This is a genomic window from Neptuniibacter sp. QD72_48 (assembly GCF_047778065.1).
In the GTDB taxonomy this organism is placed as follows: domain Bacteria; phylum Pseudomonadota; class Gammaproteobacteria; order Pseudomonadales; family Balneatricaceae; genus Neptuniibacter.
Map to the genome: position 1 here is coordinate 3033128 of NZ_CP180547.1, position 17017 is coordinate 3050144.

Consider the following 17017-nt stretch of genomic DNA (forward strand, 5'->3'; position numbering starts at 1 on the left):
CTATCCCTCTTATTGCGTATTTTGCGACACCTGCTGTTCTTCTTGGACAACAGGAATGTATTTTTGACTGCGTCTGGTTTTATCTGCTACTTGCCCCACTAACTGACCGCAGGCTGCATCGATCTCATCACCACGCGTACGTCGTACTGTAGTTACAATTCCACCATGAACGATTACTTCTTTAAATGCCAGTATTCTTTCTTCCGATGGACGCTCATAACCAGAATTCGGGAACGGATTAAATGGAATCAAGTTCAGCTTAGAAGGCATCTTACGCAGAATTTTTAATAACTGCTTTGCGTGCTCTGGCTTATCATTCACACCGTTTATCAAAGTATATTCAACAGTGATAACACGCTTATCATTTAAATTTTCAAGATATCGGTTACACGCAGCCACCAATTCTTTGATTGGATAACGGCGGTTAATCGGAACCAAAATATCTCGTAGATCATCATTTGGCGCATGCAGGGAAACAGCCAAAGACACATCTGTTACATCTTTTAACTTATCAATAGCCGGCACAACACCTGCTGTGGATAAAGTTACTCGACGCTTAGAAAGACAATAAGCATTGTCTTCCATCATTAATGTCATCGCATCGACAACATTTTCAAAATTCATCAAGGGCTCGCCCATACCCATCATTACAACGTTGGACACCACGCGCTGTGAGGTCGTGTTGTAATCGCCATAAGAGCGAATCGCAATCCTAAGCTGACCAATAATCTCAGCCGCTGTTAGGTTGCTGTTAAAACCTTGCTTACCGGTGGAGCAGAAACTGCAATCAAGAGAACAGCCTACTTGCGAGGAAACACAAAGAGTTTTGCGCTCACCATCAGGTATCAGTACGGCCTCAACACTTGAACCACCATCCGTGCGGATAACCCACTTACGGGTTCCATCTTTAGAAGTCTTTTCCATGATGACTTCAGGCTCACGGATTTCAGCAACCTCCGCCAATTTTTGGCGCAAAGATTTGCTGATATTTGTCATCTCTTCAAAATCAGAAGCACCTAGCTGATGAATCCATTTCAGCACTTGGGTTGCACGGAATTTTTTCTCTCCGATTTCCTCAAAGAAAGCTTCCATCTTTGTAGGGGACAAACCGAGTAAATTAACTTTTTTAGTGGATTCAGTCATGGATGACAGGTACTCATATTTTGTAACAAAGGCAGGCTGCCCATAAAAAGTCTAGATTACAGACAGCCCAAACGGCAATTACTTACCGAAGAAGTATGCGATTTCGCGCTCAGCAGAAGCTGGAGAGTCAGAACCGTGTACAGCGTTAGCGTCGATAGACTGTGCAAAATCACGACGGATAGTGCCTTCAGCTGCTTCTTGTGGGTTAGTAGCACCCATAAGTTCACGGTTTAGAGCGATTGCATTTTCGCCTTCTAGAACCTGAACAACTACAGGACCAGAAGTCATGAATTCAACTAGATCACCGAAGAATGGACGCTCTTTGTGCTCAGCGTAGAAACCTTCAGCTTCTTCTTTAGAAAGCTGTTTTAGTTGCATTTCAACGATTTTAAGACCGTTAGACTCGAAACGAGAAACGATTTTACCGATTACATTTTTAGCAACTGCATCAGGCTTGATGATAGAGAACGTACGTTCTAGAGCCATTGTTTTAACTCCCAAAATTAAAATAAAAAGAAATATCTAAAAACCAGCACAGCAATACCTCAGCATAATTAAACAATAAATCATGCATAAACTTAGATAGCTGAAAAATGGCTTTTAGCTAGCCCCTCGAAATCAGCGCGCAATTATACGCCACTCTTATGACAGAAGACAGTAGCTAATATTAGCGCCCATAACCAAACAAACCCGGCAAGCCGGGTTTGTTTTAAAGCACGAAATGAAATTAATCCATTTCCTCTATCCAAGCCATCTGAATTCCTTCCAGAATTTTCTCACCACAACGATCTGGATCATCATCAAATTCTTCTAGATCCATAACTTTCTGGTACAGATCCGGGAAGCTAATTACCATTGGGTCCTGATCTGGATACTTTTCAGATAACTCAATAGCGATATCTAGAACATCTGTCCATCTAAGACTCACAACCAGCTCCTCAGTGTCGCTCTGACACTTGGTTAATTGTGTATTTTGGAATTTCAACAACCAAATCTTCTTCAGCAACTACAGCCTGACAGCTTAAACGTGACTCAGGCTCTAAACCCCAAGCCTTATCAAGCATATCATCTTCAAGCTCATCGGATTCTTCCATAGAATCAAAGCCTTCACGCACAACAACGTGACAGGTAGTACACGCGCATGATTTCTCACACGCATGCTCAATATGGATGCCATTCGCAAGCGCCGCATCGCAAACCGTTACGCCTGGCTCAGCTTCGATCACTTTACCCTCTGGACATAACTCATCGTGTGGCAGAAAAATAATCTGCGGCATTACTCACTCTCCCCAAGTTCATCAACACTATGCCCCTGCAGCGCCTGTTGAATATTATAATCCATACGGCGTGCGGCATATTCATCAGATGCTTTTGATAAAGCAGAGATCCCCTGCTCAATCGCACTTACATCACTACCCTGGCGAATTTCTACCAGAGTTTCTATTTCATTTTGTAACTGAGATCGCTCATCTTCACTCAGTAACTTGCCACCATCCACAGCTAGCGCATCCTTCAAAGATACGATCAATCGATCCGCTTCCACCTGCTGCTCTCTCAATGCACGCGCATCTTTGTCTTCCGCCGCATTGAGATAAGATGATTTAAGCATCTCGGCAATTTCACTGTCACCTAGACCATAAGAAGGTTTTACCTGAATACTACTTTCCACACCCGAGGTTAACTCCTTCGCTTCAACACCGAGCAAACCATCAGCATCAACCTGGAATGTCACGCGAATCTTAGCAGCACCTGCCGCCATCGGAGGGATTCCTCGCAAGACAAAACGCGCAAGCGAGCGACAATCTTGAACTAATTCACGCTCACCTTGGACAACATGAATCGCCATAGCCGTTTGACCATCTTGGTAAGTAGTGAATTCTTGCGCACGCGCGACTGGGATTGAAGTATTCCTGTGAATAACTTTTTCAGTTAGCCCACCCATCGTTTCAAGACCCAACGATAGCGGAATCACATCCAGCAGCAACATATCACTATCTGGCTTATTACCAGCTAGCACATCAGCTTGAATTGAAGCACCGATAGCCACAACACGATCCGGATCGATATTGATATGAGGCTCACGTCCAAAGAATTTCTGAACCTGTTCACGCACTAGCGGTACACGAGTCGAACCACCCACCATGACAACTTCAAGCACTTCATCCGCTGAAACACCAGCATCTTTCAAAGCACGGCGACAAGCACGAGTTGTACGTTTTACTAATGACTCGATCAGAGAATCAAAATCTTCGCGCGTAACAACCAGCTCATGGCACTCAGACCCTAACTCCAACACAACGCTAACTTGAGGCTTATCTGTTAGAAGCTCTTTGGTTTCTTTAGCTTTCTCTGTCAGATAACGAGACGCATGACTATCTATCTGCTCAAGCTGAAGCTGCTCGGCAAACCATTGCGCCAATGCCAAATCAAGATCATCACCACCTAAAGCACTATCACCGCCAGTAGACAATACTTCGAAAACACCTTTATTCAGGCGCAAAATTGAGATATCAAAAGTGCCACCGCCTAGGTCATAGACAGCAATAACACCCTCTTTACCGTCATCTAAACCATAAGCAACTGCAGCTGCAGTCGGCTCATTAAGTAAACGAAGGACTTTGATATTGGCAATTTTAGCTGCATCTTTGGTAGCTTGGCGCTGAGCATCATCAAAGTACGCTGGCACAGTAATAACCGCACCAACCAACTCGCCACCAAGCGCTTCTTCAGCACGTTCAACCAAACTACTTAGGATATCTGCTGAAACCTGAACCGGACTCTTATTACCTGCAGCCGTGCGAATGTATGGCATACCGCCATCTTCAGCCTCAAAGTGATAAGGAGCCTCATCACCTAGCGCTTTAACATCAGCAACTCCACGCCCCATAAGACGCTTTGCTGAAATAATCGTATTGTATGGATCTTCGGATGCATGCGATCGAGCCTCTCGACCTACCTGAGAGTTACCACAAGGCAGATAACGCACAACGGAAGGCAATAAGTGTTCGCCATCAAGATCAGGCAAAGTTACCGCTTCACCACTCTTAACCGATGCCACTAGGGAGTTGGTCGTACCTAAATCAATACCTACTGCCAACTTATGCTGATGTGGAGCTTCACTCTGCCCCGGTTCTGCTATCTGTAATAGCGCCATATATTTACGTCAGCCATCCAACCGATCTTCAAGACGCTCAATCTCGACTATCAGTTTTTCTAAAAATTGCATTTTGCGCACAATGACAGCAGCAGTATCTAACTGTTCTGACTGATAACACTGTGCAAACTGTTCCCGTAACTGTTCCAACGATCCAGTCACATCGTCCTGCAGAGACTCAAGCTCATCAAATGGATCGTCCTGATCTGGAATCTCTTCCAGCTGCTCTCGAAGCTCCATCTGCTGCATCAAAAACATGGGATCAATAGCAGTAGAGGACTCACTAATTGTATCAATGCCCTGTAATGACAGCAGATATTGAGCACGTAGCAAAGGTGAGCGCAATGTAGCAACTACTTCATTTAGATGCGCCATATACTGAACAGCCAAGCGTTGTTCGCGCTCAGATTTGTGCGCATAGCGATCTGGGTGAAGTGTTTTTTGCAGTTCACGGGATAGATCAGACAAGACTGCCTGATCTACATGAAATGATATCGGCAGGCCGATAAAATCAAAATAATTCTTATTGATATCCATCGTTCTGCCAAGAAGAATTAGACGTTAAAGCTTTCGCCGCAACCACATTCGCTAGAGACATTAGGGTTATTAAACTTAAACCCTTCATTAAGCCCCTCTTTAACAAAATCCAGCTCAGTACCATCAAGATACAATAGACTCTTTGGGTCTATCACAATCTTAACGTCTTGCGGGCCCTTGAAAATTTCATCTTCAGAATTTACTTCATCAACAAATTCAAGAACATAAGCCATACCGGAACAACCTGAAGTACGCACACCCAAGCGAATACCTTCGCCGTGACCACGTTTCTCTAGGTAGCGCGCAACATGATCTGCTGCAGCATCAGTCATGGTAATTGCCATAAACGTCTAGCTCTCCCAACAAATAAGTCGAGTCTTATTTGTCTTGTTTTTCTTTGTAGTCTGCAACAGCAGCTTTGATTGCATCTTCAGCCAATACTGAACAGTGAATTTTCACTGGTGGTAGCGCTAGTTCTTCAGCGATAGCAGTATTTTTAAGCTCAGCCGCCTCTTCAAGAGACATGCCTTTGACCCACTCAGTTACTAGCGAGCTTGATGCAATTGCAGAACCGCAACCGTAAGTTTTGAATTTAGCATCTTCAATAATGCCCTCATCACTTACTTTAATCTGTAGACGCATAACGTCACCACAAGCAGGCGCTCCAACCATGCCTGTACCAACGTTACCATCGTTATCATTCATTTTGCCGACATTACGAGGGTTCTCGTAATGATCAATTACTTTCTCACTATAAGCCATGACGACCTCCAAATAGTCTTAGTGCCAGATCAGTGATGTACCCACTCAACCTTGCTCAGATCGACACCGTCTTTAAACATATCCCACAGAGGTGAGAGCTCACGCAATTTGCTAACTGCATCTTGAATTTGAGCAGCCGCATAATCCACTTCTTCTTCAGTAGTAAAACGACCAAAGGAGAAACGAATTGAACTGTGTGCTAGCTCATCATTCAAACCTAATGCACGTAGTACATAAGAAGGCTCTAAGCTAGCAGATGTACAAGCCGAACCAGATGATACCGCCAGATCTTTCAGCGACATCAATAAAGATTCACCTTCTACAAAAGCAAAACTGATATTCAGGTTACCTGGAACACGCTGCTCTTTAGAACCATTTAGGTAAACCTCTTCCATTTCACCCATACCTGCCAAGAAGCGATCACGCAAAGCGATAATATGCGCTGTGTCTTTCGCCAGTTCTTCTTTACAAATACGAGCGGCCTCACCCATACCGACAATCTGGTGAGTTGGTAGAGTACCCGAACGCATACCACGCTCATGGCCTCCACCATGAATTTGAGCTTCTAGGCGCACACGAGGCTTACGGCGAACAAATAGAGCTCCAACACCCTTAGGACCGTACATCTTGTGTGCAGAGATAGATAACAGATCAACCTTAGCTTTACCTAAATCAATCTCAATCTTGCCCGCACTCTGAGCAGCATCAACGTGGAATATAATGCCTTTAGAACGAGTAAGCTCACCAATCGCTTCGATATCAGTGATCGTGCCTACTTCGTTGTTAACATGCATTAGCGAGATAACGATAGTATCTTCACGAATCGCTTCAGCTACTGCTTGCGGCTCAATTAAACCATCAGAGTTTGGCGTTAGGTAAGTAATTTCGAAACCTTCGCGCTCTAATTGACGGCAAGTATCCAAAACGGCCTTATGCTCAATTTTGGACGTAATGATGTGTTTGCCTTTCTTCTGATAGAAATGTGCAGCACCTTTAATTGCCAAATTGTTTGACTCGGTCGCACCTGAAGTCCAAACAATCTCACGCGGATCAGCATTGATAAGATCAGCGACCTGACGGCGAGCAGATTCAACTGCTTCTTCCGCTTTCCAGCCGAAGAGATGTGAGCGTGAAGCTGGATTACCAAAGTTGCCATCCATTGTAAGGCATTCAGTCATCTTTTCAGCAACCCTAGGATCAACTGGGGTAGTTGCAGAATAATCCAGATAAATCGGTGTTTTCATTCATTCTCTCCAAGCGAGTTTAAACGATCGCTTTTTCACTGCAGTTCAAGTTCTCCGCGCCAATCAAAACCTGGTCCATCTGGATTCGGTCCTGACGCTCAGATGCAACCTGAACATCTTTTCTTACAACTAGGTCAGCCAACGTAATTCCACTTAAGAAAGCGTGAATTTGGTCGCTCAAGTCGCACCAAAGGTGATGAGTAAGGCACGTTTCTCCGCCCTGACAGTCACCCTGGCGATTACATCCAGTTGCATCTACTGATTCATTCACAGCATCAATCACTTGTGCAACGTTGATGCCTGCTTGCTCACGATTTAGTTGATAACCACCACCTGGCCCACGAACACTACGAACTAGTTCGTTGCGACGCAGCTTAGCAAAAAGCTGTTCTAGGTATGACAATGAAATGCCCTGTCTTTCAGAGATATCAGCCAAACTAATCGGCCCTTTACCTTCATGAAGAGCCAGATCCAGCATTGCTGTAACGGCATATCGCCCTTTAGTTGTTAATCGCATAATTCCCGCCTTCACGCGCAATAGCATTTGCGCGGCATTATGCAATACCCGACTAAAAAGGTCAACTAAATACCCTACTATTATTGTAGGTCTTTATATTCTTTATCGCGCGAATTCTAACACGAAATATTCACAACCGAACGCTTAAGGGTCAATCTTTAGCATTAGAATTCTTTTGGGTAGCCGTCAAAATCCCTCTCAATACGTTAACTTCTACTTTATCCGGCATAGCCCGTAGATATAGCCTGCGAAGCCTTGGCATTAATTGACGCGGATTTTCTGGATCTAGAAAATCAATATCGACCAAAGTCTCCTCCAAATGCTTGAACAAACGCTCAAGATCACTACTATCAGCAAGCTCAATATCCCAATCTGTTCCCCATTGAGGCTTATGCTGCTCATTCTCCTGAGCGTAAATTGAAGCCATACGTAACTCATAAGTAACAACCTGAACAGCTGCAGCAAGATTCAATGAACTAAAATCAGGGTTTGAAGGTATATGCACATGGTATTGACAAAGATGAAGCTCCTCATTTGTTAGTCCACGATCTTCTCGACCAAAAACAATCGCAATCTTTTTATCCGTTGCAATTGGCTGAACAATTGCGGCCAACTCTCGCGGATCAACCACCGGCCAAGGAATATGACGCCCCCTAGCACTTGTCCCAACAACAACTTGGCAATCTGCAATCGCCTCTTCAAGCGTGTCATGAATAACAGCAGCCTCTAGTAGATCAGTAGCTCCTGCCGCTCTTGCATCCGCATTCACATGAGGAAACTTTTTAGGCGCTACGAGATGCAACTCCCCCAAAGCCATATTTTTCATAGCCCTCGCCACACCACCAATGTTGCCTGGATGAGTTGTATTAACGAGAACAATGCGAATATTTGCAGACATAGATCTTGCCACCACCACAATAAATGAAGGCGCGTATTCTAACAGAGCTACAAACAATTGAGCCACTTATTCACAGCATCCCCTATCCTCAGGTATAATACTTTTTTTAATTTTCCCGAATATTCTTCAGGTTCCTAACAAATGCAACCCATGGTTAATATTGCACTGCGCGCAGCACGCGTTGCAGGCGAGCAGATCGTCCGCGCTGTAGAGCGCCTGGATTTGGTTAAATCCGAACAATCTGATGTAGCTAAGCTTCTTAGCGACACATGCCAAAAAGCAGAGCTAAGTATTGTTCACACAATCCAAAAAGCTTATCCAAATCACAAAATCGTGGGCGAATACACAGGCGATCACGCACCTTTAAGCGAAGGACCTGAATTCTGCTGGACGATCAACCCAATCGACAGCATCTCCAACTTCTCCAATGGCTTGCCGGTTTTCGCAATTAGCATGGCAGGCCAACAAAACGGCCGTACAGAGCACGCTCTAATCCTGAATCCAATTACTGGCGAAGAGTTCACTGCAAGCCGCGGTGATGGCGCACAGTTAAACGGCAAACGCCTACGCGTTAGCAATCACAAAACGGTTGAAGGATCCTTGATTGGCACAGGCTTCTTCAATCGCCCAAGCGATAAAGCACACCTAGAAGCTTACCTAAACATTTTCCGCGATATGACACTGACTGGCGGCACTATCTATAACGGTGGCTCTCCAGCATTAAACCTTGCATACACAGCAGCTGGTCGCATTGATGGCTTCTACCAAATCGGCCTTAACCCTTGGGAAATGGAAGCTGGCCTATTATTAGTACAAGAAGCAGGCGGCCTTGTAGGTGACTTTATGGGTGGAAACGATTTCCGCCAGAGCGGCAGCTTAATTGCTGGCAACCCTAAGATGTTTAAAGCCATCTTAAAGGGCCTACAATCTTCTTTAACTGAAGAGTTAAAATAAGCGAAAAAGATATACTAAAAAGCCATCCATGGGATGGCCTTTTACGCACAAAAAAAACCGGCATCAGCCGGTTTTTTTATTAGCACAATCCTTACGCTTCGTAAGGGTTACGCAATACGATAGTCTCGATACGATCTGGACCAGTAGAGATAATATCCACAGGCGCTTCAACTAACTCTTCTAAACGCTTGATGTACGCTACCGCTTCAGCAGGCAGCTCATCCATAGACTTAGCACCAACAGTAGAGCCAGCCCAACCAGACATAGTCTCGTATACTGGCGTTACTGCTTCGTAGTCTTCGCTACCGCTTAAAGAATCAACCACATTACCTGCAGAGTCTTTATAACCTACACAGATACGAATCTCTTCCATACCATCAAGTACGTCTAGCTTAGTTAGGCACAAGCCTGAGATAGAGTTGATCTGGATAGCATGCTTAACTGCAACAGCGTCAAACCAACCACAACGACGCGCACGACCTGTAGTAGAACCGAACTCATGACCACGCTCAGCCAAACCTTCGCCCACTTCACAATGAAGTTCTGTTGGAAAAGGACCACCACCTACACGCGTTGTATACGCTTTAGTGATACCCAGAATGTAATCTAGGTACAGAGGACCAAAACCACTACCTGTAGATGTACCACCGGCAGTTGTGTTTGAAGAAGTTACGTAAGGATAAGTACCGTGGTCGATATCTAGCAATGAACCCTGAGCGCCTTCAAACATGATGTTCTTGCCCTGCTTACGCAGGTCATGAAGCATTGAAGTCACATCAGCAACCATTGGCGCAAGTTCTTCACCCATAGCCAATGCTTCGTCTAGAACTGTTTGGTAATCAACAGCATCAACCTTGTAATACTCAACCAACTGGAAGTTATAGTATTCGATAACTTCTTTCAGTTTTTCTGCAAAGCGCTCTTTATCTAGAAGATCAGCCAAACGAAGACCGCGGCGAGCCACTTTATCTTCATAAGCAGGACCGATACCACGGCCTGTAGTACCAATTTTAGCTTTACCACGCGCAACTTCACGCGCTTGGTCCATAGCAATATGGTATGGCAAGATAAGTGGGCAAGAAGGGCTCAAACGCAAACGTTCGCGTACTGGCACATCCGCCTCTTCCAAACCTTTAATCTCTTTCAGCAATGCTTCTGGAGAAAGCACTACACCGTTACCAATCATGCACACGACATTGTCGCGCAAAATACCTGAAGGAATCAGGTGCAAAACTGTTTTTTCGCCATCAATAACCAGCGTGTGACCCGCATTATGACCGCCCTGAAAGCGCGCCACTGCAGAAGCCTGATCCGTAAGCAGATCTACGATCTTGCCTTTACCTTCATCACCCCACTGGGTACCCAGAACAACTACGTTTTTGCCCATTGTTGCCTACTTGAGATTACTTAAGAATAAAAATTTTTACTGATCACAGGCCGCTAACGACCCATTCTCCATCACGTTGTACTAGCTCAGCAGTACACTCTTTTGCCGGTTCAGCGCCCGGTAACGCATAGATAACTTTTACACCTTCAGAACGCAGCTGACTTACTTTAGCCAATAGTTCTGCGCTCTCTTCCGCTGGCGCTAAAACGATCTGCTTTTCATCAAGAACAACAGAAGAAAGCTCAACCAACGTTTTAAGATCAGCACTAAAGCCCGTAGCTGGACGCGCACGACCGAAATCTCGACCGATCTCATCGTAGCGACCACCTTTTGCGATAGCCTGACCAAATTCAGGCGTATAAGCAGCAAATACCACACCTGTATGGTAGTTGTATCCACGCAATTCACTCAGATCAAAATACTGGTCTAACTGCGGGAAACGCAAAGCAATACGCTCTGCTAACTGCTGCAAATATTCGATAGCTTCAAGCACTTGCGCTGGCGCAGTCGCGAACAGCTCACGCGCTCGAGCTAAAACATCGCTACCACCGTTCAGTGATGGCAACGCTGCCAAGAAAGATTTACTTGTATCGTCTAGATCTAGCTGCTCTACAAACAATTGAAGTTCTGGTAGTGCCTTACGCTGAAGAATATCTAGATACTGCTCTTTGTCGTCAGCAGATAATTCGATCATCTCCATCAAACCAGAAAACACACCAACATGGCCTAGATCGATACTAAGATCACGATCAACTCCCGCTGAATGCATAGTTTCAACCATCAGAGAGATCACTTCTACATCACTCTCAATACCTGAGTGACCATAGAGTTCAGCACCCAACTGCAGCGGGTTACGAGAAGCTAGCGGCTGAGTTGGCAACGCATGCACAACTGAACCACAATAACATAGACGTGTAGCACCAGATTCACGCAGACGATGCGCATCAATACGTGCAACCTGAGGTGTAATATCAGCTCGGAAGCCTAGGGTATGACCACTAATTTGATCAGTTACTTTTACAGTATTCAGATCAAGATCATGACCTACACCTGTAAGCAAAGATTCTAAATGCTCCATTACAGGAGGCATAACCTGCTCATAGCCCCAATGCTCATACAGATCCAATAAACGTCTGCGCAAAACTTCAACGCGACGAGCCTGCGGTGGAAGTAATTCTTGTACACCTTCCGGTAGCAGCCAACGATCTGCCAATGCCATGTGGTACTCCGTATCTTATAAAACAACACGCCGATCTATAACGACTCGGCTTTAATTCACTATATAAAGTGCAACCAGACCCAACAGCATACTTACCAAGCCTATAAGGCGTAGTGACCGATCACTGATCAACGAAAGCTGCTGAACCAAATTACGCCAGCGCTGCGGATAAAGAAAAGGAATAACCCCTTCCAAAATCAGCATCAAGCAAAAACCAACAGCGAGTGAATGCAGTAGTTCGGATGACATGCTTACTTCAGCCTATACAATCCAATTGCCACAAAAAAACCGGGCTTTAACCCGGTTTTGCTATTCTACCACGGAATCAGAGGAATGCCTTCCCCTGATCCGTTTTTTTGTACATTTTTACGCCAGCCGATATTACTCGGCTTTTGATGCTCCTAAATACTTAAAGAAGTCACTATCTGGTTTTAGCACCAAAACATCACCACTCTGACCGAAAGATTCACGGTAAGCCCGCAAACTACGGTAGAAAGAGTAAAATTCTGGGTTTGCAGAGTATGCTTCAGCATAGTTTTTAGCTGCTACGGCATCACCTTCACCACGAATCTCTTCGGATTCTCGATAAGCCTCTGCCACAATAACCGTCTTCTGACGATCAGCATCAGCTCGGATACCTTCTGCTAGCTCTTTACCACGAGAACGAAGCTCACGTGCTTCACGCTCACGCTCTGTACGCATACGATCATATACAGACTCAGATACTTCTTGAGGAAGATCGATTCGTTTTACACGAACATCAACAACCTCAACACCCAGCTTATCTATAGCTACTGGGCTGATCTCGCTGATTAGCTTACGCATCAATTCTTCACGCTCACCTGATACCACTTCAGTCACCGTACGTGCGCCAAACTGGTTACGCAATGCCGCATCAACACGCTGCGAAAGAAGGTTTGCCGCGTTAAACTCATCACCCGAAGTTGCTGTGTAGTACTTTTGCACATCTTTAACACGCCATTTCACAAAAGAGTCTACGATAAGACGTTTCTTCTCAAGTGTAAGGTAAGCCTGGGGGCGCGCATCCAACGTCAAAATACGTGAATCGAACTTACGCACTTTGTTTACAATTGGAATTTTAAAGTGAAGACCTGGACCTACATCGGCATCAGACACCTCACCAAACTTAAGTAACACTGCACGTTCAGTTTCTTTTACGATGTAAAGAGAGCTCTGACCAACCAGCACCAACACAGCAAAAATAATTATGAAAAATAGTGATTTAGACTGCATTATCGACCCTCCCGACGACTACCTTGACGCTGACGTAGCTGATCAACCACTTGATCAGTCACTTCACGCAGGCTCTGACTATCTAGTCGCACTGAGCGATTATTATCACCTGTCACTGGGCGATTTTGCATAATCTTATCCAGCGGCAAGTACATCATGTTATTACCACCTTCAACATCAACTAGCACTTTAGGGTTCTGAGAAAGAACTTCCTGCATAGTGTCTAGGTATAGACGCTCACGCGTTACTTCAGGCGCTTTTACATACTCTGTTAACAAAGCAGTAAAACGTTTCGCATCACCCTCTGAGCGAGCCACAACTTGCTCTTGGTATGCGCTCGCTTCCTCAAGCATACGCTGAGCTTGACCACGCGCTTCAGGAATAATGCCATTTGCATAAGATTCTGCTTCGTTTTTAACTCGAACCTCATCCTCTCGCGCCTTGATCACATCATCGAATGCATCTTGCACTTGGTTAGGTGCTTTCGCTTCTTTGATGTTCACCTTCGAAATCTGAAGTCCCGTACCATACTGACTCATATAGCTCTGAAGACGATCTTGCACTTGAACCGACAAGGTTTCACGACCTTGCGTCAGAATAGAGTGCATATCAGTCGAACCAACCACATGACGCAAAGCAGACTCAGCTGCATGTGATAGACTTGATTCAGGGTCACGCACAGTCAGCACAAAACCTTTGGCATCAGAGAGCAAATACTGAACGGTCATTTCAATATCGACGATATTCTCATCTTTGGTCAGCATTAGAGCACGATGATCACGAGTACGTAGACGAGTTGTATTAACAATCTCGACCACATCGATCATAGGTGGATTCCACTGCAGACCTGGACCTACGGTCTCGCTGAACTTACCAAGCCTTAATACAACACCACGCTCTTGTTGGTCGACCGTATAAAAGCCCATACCAGCCCAAGCCAACGCAGCAATAAGAATCACCACCCAGAAGAAACCAGCACCGGAAGCCGAAGACGAACCGCCACCATCACCGCCGTGACCACTGGACTTTTGACCGCCACCAAAAATGCCGTTCAATTTATCCTGCAGTTTACGCAGCGCTTCATCTAGATCAGGAGGCCCCTGATCGCCACCACCTTTACCCCCGCGGTTATTGTTATTACCGCCACCCCAAGGGTCCTTATTATCACCGTTACCACCAGGCTCATTCCAAGCCATACGTCACTCCGTATAAAAACAACATGTTAGGTAGATTAAAACATATATCAGCGAAAAACATTATTCGCCAGATATTACCCCTCAATTAACTAAAATCGAGGTTTTGAAACTTTTTACTCGACAGGCTAAGTCCTTACCAAGGATTAACTTCGACAGGAAAACAACGATCACGTTCCATTCCCAACCGACTCAGCAGCTGCAGCATGTCTTTTTTCTGTATACGCACTTCCAAAATAATAGATCCTTTTTCATCTATTTGTTCAGAAAGTACGGCACCGCTCTCATACAATTTAGCTCTAAACTGACCTTCTTGCGGCTCCAAGCACACGTTATCATGAAATACATCATCTGCAAGTAGCTCATTAACCGCTTGAAACAGCAGATCATGCCCTTCGCCCGTGACTGCGGATAACCATACACGACTGGGCTTACCATCTTCATCACGATCGATACGAGGCTTACGCCCTTCGATCAGATCAATCTTGTTATAAACCTCTAGAACTGGCACTTCATCCGCACCAATTTCAGCCAGTACGTTTTCTACTTCAGCGACATGATCATGACGGTCATCATCATGAGCATCGATCACATGAAGCAACAAAGTCGCCTCTATGGTTTCTTGCAGAGTAGCGCGAAATGCTTCCACCAGCTTATGTGGAAGATGACGAATAAAACCTACTGTATCCGCAAGAATAGCCTGACCAATATCTTCGACTTCAATCCGCCGCAAAGTTGGATCTAGTGTTGCGAACAACTGATCTGCTGCATAAACCTCAGAAGTCGTCAGCGAGTTGAACAGCGTTGATTTACCTGCGTTGGTATAACCCACCAACGATAAAGTGGGCACTTCAGCGCGCTTACGCGAACGCCTACCTTGCTCACGCTGCTTGCGAACCTTCTCTAAGCGCTTGTGGATAGACTTCATCCGAGCACGAAGTAATCGACGGTCTGTTTCTAGCTGAGTTTCACCCGGTCCACGTAGACCGATACCACCTTTTTGACGCTCAAGGTGAGTCCAACCACGCACAAGACGGGTAGACATATGATCAAGCTGAGCTAGTTCAACCTGAAGTTTACCTTCATGGGTTCGCGCACGCTGAGCGAAGATATCCAAAATAAGGCCTGTACGGTCAAGCACCCTACTTTGTATTTCTCGTTCGATATTACGCTCTTGAGCGGGACTTAAGGCATGGTTAAAGATCACCAGTTGCGCATTATGCAGATTAACCAGCTCGCGCAATTCATCTAGCTTTCCCTGACCAATAAAAAACTTCGGATTAGGATGAGAAAGAGACCCAGTCAAAAATTCGACTGGGTCTGCACCTGCAGATAGGGCTAGTTCTTCGAGCTCTTTAGGACTTTCTTGGTCGGCCTCAGCGGCCAGATTCATATGAATCAAAATGGCACGTTCGCCACTTTTAGGACGTTCAAAGAACAATGATTATTAGTCCTCTGCTTTTGCTTCGTCTGCTGCTGGCAGTTTAACCGGGCGCGCAGGAACAACAGTTGAGATGGCATGTTTATAAACCATCTGACTAACAGTATTTTTAAGCAGAATAACAAACTGATCGAAAGACTCAATCTGGCCCTGCAGTTTAATACCATTAACTAAGAAAATAGACACAGGAATACGCTCTTTACGTAGCGCATTCAAATAAGGGTCTTGTAATGATTGCCCTTTTGACATTTGCAAACTCCTTCCCGAGGAAAATTTTATAATTTTTTCGTTATAGTATGGCTGACGGCTCTTAAATTTACTGCTTTCGCCGCTTAAACGCCTTATTTTACAGCTTTTTACTGTCTAGCCTGACATTATATAATGCTACCTTCAATGAATTTCAAGGCATTCTGCAAGAGTTTTGTATCGTGAGTGTCAATCCAGTTAAGGTTTTCCCAACTTCTTAGCCACGTAACCTGCCTTTTTGCGAGCTGCCTCGTAGCTACAACACCTTTAAATTTCATCGTGTCATAATCCCAAGTTCCGGCAAAATATTCCCATACTTGGCGATAACCAACACAGCGCACTGATGGCATCTGCAGGTCTAAGTCACCTCGATCCCAAAGCGTTCTTACTTCATCTACAAAACCTTGCTCAAGCATGATATCAAAACGACGAGCAATACGATCATGTAGTTCAGAACGTTCTTGTGGCATTACCGCCAGAGATACAATGGGAAAATCGGGCTTTTGCTTTTCCTGCTCGGCCCACAGATCCGTCATAGAACGGCCAGTAATTTCATATACCTCTAGGGCACGTTGAAGTCTCTGAGCATCATTAGGGTTAAGTCGCTTAGCCGATTCAGGATCAACTTCAGCCAATCGAGCATGCATAGCAGCCCAACCTTCAGCTTCAGCCTCCTGTAGCAGTCTTTCACGAACCGCTGCATCAGCCTCTGGTAGATTCGCTAAGCCATTTTTCAACGCATGGAAATACAGCATAGTTCCACCAGTCAGAATCGGCACTTTACCCGCTGACCGAATTTCCTCAATCTGCTTGAGCGCATCCACTCGAAATTCTGCAGCCGAATAGGCTTCAGAAGGATCACAAATATCGATAAGACGATGCGGATATCTAGCCAGCGTTTCGTGATCAGGCTTTGCTGTGCCTATATCCATGCCTTTGTAGATCATAGCTGAATCAACACTAACGATCTCGCAAGGCATATGATCATAAAGCTTCATCGCGAGATCAGTTTTACCAGACGCAGTAGGCCCCATTAAAAAAACGACGGGTAGATTACTCACTAAATTG

At 45.1% G+C, this 17017-nt stretch carries 20 protein-coding genes; 1 reads left to right on the forward strand and 19 read right to left on the reverse strand.

The genetic code is table 11. The features are described 5' to 3' along the window. Positions 1-9: 9 nt before the first annotated feature. The 11 genes from rlmN to trmJ all read right to left on the reverse strand — a co-directional run bounded on the left by rlmN (position 10) and on the right by trmJ (position 8255). Positions 10-1143 (reverse strand): 23S rRNA (adenine(2503)-C(2))-methyltransferase RlmN, encoded by a 1134-nt coding sequence (gene rlmN, locus ACMXYX_RS13765; protein ID WP_415896864.1) that lies wholly within the window; start codon positions 1141-1143, stop codon positions 10-12. Positions 1144-1221: 78 nt separating this feature from the next. Next, positions 1222-1629: a nucleoside-diphosphate kinase gene (ndk, locus tag ACMXYX_RS13770; RefSeq protein WP_067869919.1), complete on the reverse strand. Its 408-nt coding sequence runs from the start codon at positions 1627-1629 to the stop codon at positions 1222-1224. 241 nt (positions 1630-1870) lie between these two features. Further along, positions 1871-2071 (reverse strand): Fe-S cluster assembly protein IscX, encoded by a 201-nt coding sequence (gene iscX / locus ACMXYX_RS13775; RefSeq protein WP_415882217.1) that lies wholly within the window; start codon positions 2069-2071, stop codon positions 1871-1873. A gap of 10 nt (positions 2072-2081) precedes the next feature. Next, positions 2082-2420 carry an ISC system 2Fe-2S type ferredoxin gene (gene fdx, locus ACMXYX_RS13780; RefSeq protein WP_415882218.1) on the reverse strand — a complete coding sequence of 113 codons (339 nt, stop codon included), beginning with the start codon at positions 2418-2420 and terminating at the stop codon, positions 2082-2084. Further along, on the reverse strand, positions 2420-4297 hold the full coding sequence (gene hscA / locus ACMXYX_RS13785; protein WP_415882219.1) for a Fe-S protein assembly chaperone HscA: 1878 nt from the start codon (positions 4295-4297) through the stop codon (positions 2420-2422). The genes fdx and hscA overlap by 1 nt, the downstream gene beginning before the upstream one ends. Before the next feature lie 9 nt (positions 4298-4306). Continuing rightward, on the reverse strand, positions 4307-4834 hold the full coding sequence (hscB, locus tag ACMXYX_RS13790; RefSeq protein WP_415896866.1) for a Fe-S protein assembly co-chaperone HscB: 528 nt from the start codon (positions 4832-4834) through the stop codon (positions 4307-4309). Positions 4835-4851: 17 nt separating this feature from the next. Further along, a complete protein-coding gene (iscA, locus tag ACMXYX_RS13795) occupies positions 4852-5178 on the reverse strand; it encodes an iron-sulfur cluster assembly protein IscA (RefSeq protein ID WP_415882221.1) in 327 nt (108 codons plus the stop codon). A gap of 34 nt (positions 5179-5212) precedes the next feature. Then, positions 5213-5596 (reverse strand): Fe-S cluster assembly scaffold IscU, encoded by a 384-nt coding sequence (iscU, locus tag ACMXYX_RS13800; RefSeq protein ID WP_415882222.1) that lies wholly within the window; start codon positions 5594-5596, stop codon positions 5213-5215. A 29-nt stretch (positions 5597-5625) separates the two neighbouring features. After that, complete coding sequence (locus ACMXYX_RS13805; protein WP_415882223.1) at positions 5626-6840, reverse strand: IscS subfamily cysteine desulfurase; 1215 nt, start codon at positions 6838-6840, stop codon at positions 5626-5628. A gap of 19 nt (positions 6841-6859) precedes the next feature. Continuing rightward, entirely contained in the window at positions 6860-7357 is a 498-nt protein-coding gene (gene iscR / locus ACMXYX_RS13810; RefSeq protein WP_415882224.1) for a Fe-S cluster assembly transcriptional regulator IscR, read from the reverse strand. Positions 7358-7508: 151 nt separating this feature from the next. Beyond that, on the reverse strand, positions 7509-8255 hold the full coding sequence (trmJ, locus tag ACMXYX_RS13815; protein WP_415898256.1) for a tRNA (cytosine(32)/uridine(32)-2'-O)-methyltransferase TrmJ: 747 nt from the start codon (positions 8253-8255) through the stop codon (positions 7509-7511). A gap of 141 nt (positions 8256-8396) precedes the next feature. On the opposite strand from trmJ, the gene ACMXYX_RS13820 reads away from it, so the two are divergent. Continuing rightward, positions 8397-9209, forward strand: coding sequence for an inositol monophosphatase family protein (locus ACMXYX_RS13820; RefSeq protein ID WP_415896867.1), 813 nt, complete (start codon positions 8397-8399; stop codon positions 9207-9209). Between the two features lie 91 nt (positions 9210-9300). Here the strand turns inward: ACMXYX_RS13820 and ACMXYX_RS13825 are convergent, their stop codons facing one another. The 8 genes from ACMXYX_RS13825 to miaA all read right to left on the reverse strand — a co-directional run bounded on the left by ACMXYX_RS13825 (position 9301) and on the right by miaA (position 16983). Beyond that, positions 9301-10596 (reverse strand): adenylosuccinate synthase, encoded by a 1296-nt coding sequence (locus tag ACMXYX_RS13825; RefSeq protein ID WP_415882226.1) that lies wholly within the window; start codon positions 10594-10596, stop codon positions 9301-9303. Positions 10597-10639: 43 nt separating this feature from the next. Next, entirely contained in the window at positions 10640-11815 is a 1176-nt protein-coding gene (locus ACMXYX_RS13830; RefSeq protein ID WP_415896868.1) for an ATP phosphoribosyltransferase regulatory subunit, read from the reverse strand. Between the two features lie 51 nt (positions 11816-11866). After that, entirely contained in the window at positions 11867-12064 is a 198-nt protein-coding gene (locus ACMXYX_RS13835) for a DUF2065 domain-containing protein (RefSeq protein ID WP_415882228.1), read from the reverse strand. 132 nt (positions 12065-12196) lie between these two features. Continuing rightward, on the reverse strand, positions 12197-13069 hold the full coding sequence (hflC, locus tag ACMXYX_RS13840) for a protease modulator HflC (protein WP_415882229.1): 873 nt from the start codon (positions 13067-13069) through the stop codon (positions 12197-12199). Further along, on the reverse strand, positions 13069-14265 hold the full coding sequence (gene hflK / locus ACMXYX_RS13845; RefSeq protein ID WP_415882230.1) for an FtsH protease activity modulator HflK: 1197 nt from the start codon (positions 14263-14265) through the stop codon (positions 13069-13071). The genes hflC and hflK overlap by 1 nt, the downstream gene beginning before the upstream one ends. 133 nt (positions 14266-14398) lie before the next feature. Further along, a complete protein-coding gene (gene hflX / locus ACMXYX_RS13850) occupies positions 14399-15703 on the reverse strand; it encodes a ribosome rescue GTPase HflX (RefSeq protein ID WP_415906111.1) in 1305 nt (434 codons plus the stop codon). A 6-nt stretch (positions 15704-15709) separates the two neighbouring features. Beyond that, positions 15710-15952: an RNA chaperone Hfq gene (gene hfq, locus ACMXYX_RS13855; protein WP_007022969.1), complete on the reverse strand. Its 243-nt coding sequence runs from the start codon at positions 15950-15952 to the stop codon at positions 15710-15712. Between the two features lie 125 nt (positions 15953-16077). Continuing rightward, complete coding sequence (gene miaA, locus ACMXYX_RS13860) at positions 16078-16983, reverse strand: tRNA (adenosine(37)-N6)-dimethylallyltransferase MiaA (RefSeq protein ID WP_415906830.1); 906 nt, start codon at positions 16981-16983, stop codon at positions 16078-16080. Positions 16984-17017: the final 34 nt, after the last annotated feature.

Bases quoted from the DNA above. Each gene is read 5' to 3' on its own strand.
- ACMXYX_RS13835 (WP_415882228.1), bottom strand. From the start codon at position 12,064: ATGTCATCCGAACTACTGCATTCACTCGCTGTTGGTTTTTGCTTGATG.
- fdx (WP_415882218.1), bottom strand. From the start codon at position 2,420: ATGCCGCAGATTATTTTTCTGCCACACGATGAGTTATGTCCAGAGGGT.
- hfq (WP_007022969.1), bottom strand. From the start codon at position 15,952: ATGTCAAAAGGGCAATCATTACAAGACCCTTATTTGAATGCGCTACGT.
- hscA (WP_415882219.1), bottom strand. From the start codon at position 4,297: ATGGCGCTATTACAGATAGCAGAACCGGGGCAGAGTGAAGCTCCACAT.
- hscB (WP_415896866.1), bottom strand. From the start codon at position 4,834: ATGGATATCAATAAGAATTATTTTGATTTTATCGGCCTGCCGATATCA.
- rlmN (WP_415896864.1), bottom strand. From the start codon at position 1,143: ATGACTGAATCCACTAAAAAAGTTAATTTACTCGGTTTGTCCCCTACA.
- miaA (WP_415906830.1), bottom strand. From the start codon at position 16,983: ATGGGGCCTACTGCGTCTGGTAAAACTGATCTCGCGATGAAGCTTTAT.
- hflK (WP_415882230.1), bottom strand. From the start codon at position 14,265: ATGGCTTGGAATGAGCCTGGTGGTAACGGTGATAATAAGGACCCTTGG.
- ACMXYX_RS13805 (WP_415882223.1), bottom strand. From the start codon at position 6,840: ATGAAAACACCGATTTATCTGGATTATTCTGCAACTACCCCAGTTGAT.
- ndk (WP_067869919.1), bottom strand. From the start codon at position 1,629: ATGGCTCTAGAACGTACGTTCTCTATCATCAAGCCTGATGCAGTTGCT.
- iscA (WP_415882221.1), bottom strand. From the start codon at position 5,178: ATGGCAATTACCATGACTGATGCTGCAGCAGATCATGTTGCGCGCTAC.
- ACMXYX_RS13825 (WP_415882226.1), bottom strand. From the start codon at position 10,596: ATGGGCAAAAACGTAGTTGTTCTGGGTACCCAGTGGGGTGATGAAGGT.
- iscR (WP_415882224.1), bottom strand. From the start codon at position 7,357: ATGCGATTAACAACTAAAGGGCGATATGCCGTTACAGCAATGCTGGAT.
- ACMXYX_RS13830 (WP_415896868.1), bottom strand. From the start codon at position 11,815: ATGGCATTGGCAGATCGTTGGCTGCTACCGGAAGGTGTACAAGAATTA.
- trmJ (WP_415898256.1), bottom strand. From the start codon at position 8,255: ATGTCTGCAAATATTCGCATTGTTCTCGTTAATACAACTCATCCAGGC.
- hflC (WP_415882229.1), bottom strand. From the start codon at position 13,069: ATGCAGTCTAAATCACTATTTTTCATAATTATTTTTGCTGTGTTGGTG.
- iscU (WP_415882222.1), bottom strand. From the start codon at position 5,596: ATGGCTTATAGTGAGAAAGTAATTGATCATTACGAGAACCCTCGTAAT.
- ACMXYX_RS13820 (WP_415896867.1), top strand. From the start codon at position 8,397: ATGCAACCCATGGTTAATATTGCACTGCGCGCAGCACGCGTTGCAGGC.